This window comes from Limnochorda sp., from assembly GCF_047459355.1.
Classification (GTDB): domain Bacteria; phylum Bacillota; class Limnochordia; order Limnochordales; family Limnochordaceae; genus Limnochorda.
On sequence record NZ_VSCV01000094.1, the window covers coordinates 1 to 1,458 of the forward strand.

Sequence of the window (1,458 nt, forward strand, 5' to 3'; positions counted from 1 at the left end):
TATCGTATATGCTCCGCAGGAGGTGGCAGGTCATGCTCGGTCAGCAAAGACCGAAGGGCAGCATGTTTCAGATGGTGACCATCGAGGAGCTTGTGCCCAAAGACCATTTCCTGCGACAGCTGGATGCCGCGGTGGACTTTTCGTTCATTCGAGAGCGCGTTCGCCATTTGTACTGTGAAGATAACGGGCGGCCGTCCATCGATCCGGAGCTGGCGCTGCGCATGTTTGTTCTCAGCTACCTCTATGACATCTCCGAAAACCGGCTGTGTGAGGAAATCACCATGCATGCCGGTTATCGGTGGTTTTGCCGCCTCGACTTTCACGATCCCGTGCCTGATCGAACCACGTTGGTCAAAACCCGCCAACGATGGGGAAGAGCCGGCGTTTTCGCCGACGTGATGCGCCACGTCGTCCTGGCATGCGTCGAAGCCGGCCTGGTGTCGGCCGACGTCTTGGCAGTCGACGGGACGCTGGTCAAAGCCCGAGCGGCCACCAAAAGCTTGGAAGCGATCCAGCCCCCCATCTGCCTTGAGGAGTACCTCGCCAGAGTCAGGAAGCAGGACGAGGCGAACCACGACGGCGATGAGCCGCCCGGGGACAACCCGCCTGCGGCCACCGGTTCCGCCTCGCGCAAGCATCGGAAGGCAGGCGACCCCAACTTCCGCAACGAGACGTTCCGCAATGCGACGCATCGCTCGAAGACCGATCCGGACGCTCGGCTGTACGCCAAGGGATCGCACCAGGAAGCGAAACTTCGCTACATGGTTCACAACCTGATGGACGTTCGCTCGGGTGTGATCCTGGAAGCATGCGCCACACGCTGCTCGGGGACGGCGGAGCGCGAGGCGGCGCTGGAGATGGTACGTTCGGTGAAACGCATGGGGTTGGATCCTGGCTACCTGCTTGGAGACGGCAACTACACGGCCGGTGCGTTCCTTAGCGAACTGCTCGAGCTTGGCGTCGAGCCGCTGGTTCCCATCCAGGGCGAGATCGAACCTCTGCCCTGTTGGCAACGCCGGACGTTTGACCTCGATCGCAAGAGGAAACGTAAGGAGAGCGTGGAGGCGGCCAAGGCCCGCAACCATGCGCGGTTGCTTCGAGCCGATGCGATCTACGAACGACTGTATCCCCTTCGGAGCCGGCTGGAGCATGGCTTTGCCGAAGGGAAGGGATGCCATGGGCTGGACGAAGCTCGTGGGTACGGGCTGTTGGCCATGGACATTCAAGCGAAGATGACGGCGATCGTTCAAAACCTCAAACGCCTGGTGCGGTTCAAACCTCGACGACCCAGAGGCGGTGTGTTGGCGATGGCCGCATCAACGCAGATGAGGAGGGGATGGAACATGAATACTCGCCCTGGACGCATCTCTCATATCGTCCACCTCCTCCATTCGGTCGTTGCTGGGTTGTGCCCCGCTCTGGCGTCGACGAGTTAGCTAAGGGTTTCTCACAGCACTT

At 60.7% G+C, this 1,458-nt stretch carries 1 protein-coding gene; it reads left to right on the plus strand.

The annotated features are described in order from the left end of the window. Positions 1-32 precede the first annotated feature (32 nt). Positions 33-1,436: a transposase gene (locus tag FWJ67_RS11095; protein ID WP_414482853.1), complete on the plus strand. Its 1,404-nt coding sequence runs from the start codon at positions 33-35 to the stop codon at positions 1,434-1,436. Positions 1,437-1,458 lie beyond the last annotated feature (22 nt).

Bases quoted from the DNA above. Each gene is read 5' to 3' on its own strand.
- FWJ67_RS11095 (WP_414482853.1), top strand. From the start codon at position 33: ATGCTCGGTCAGCAAAGACCGAAGGGCAGCATGTTTCAGATGGTGACC.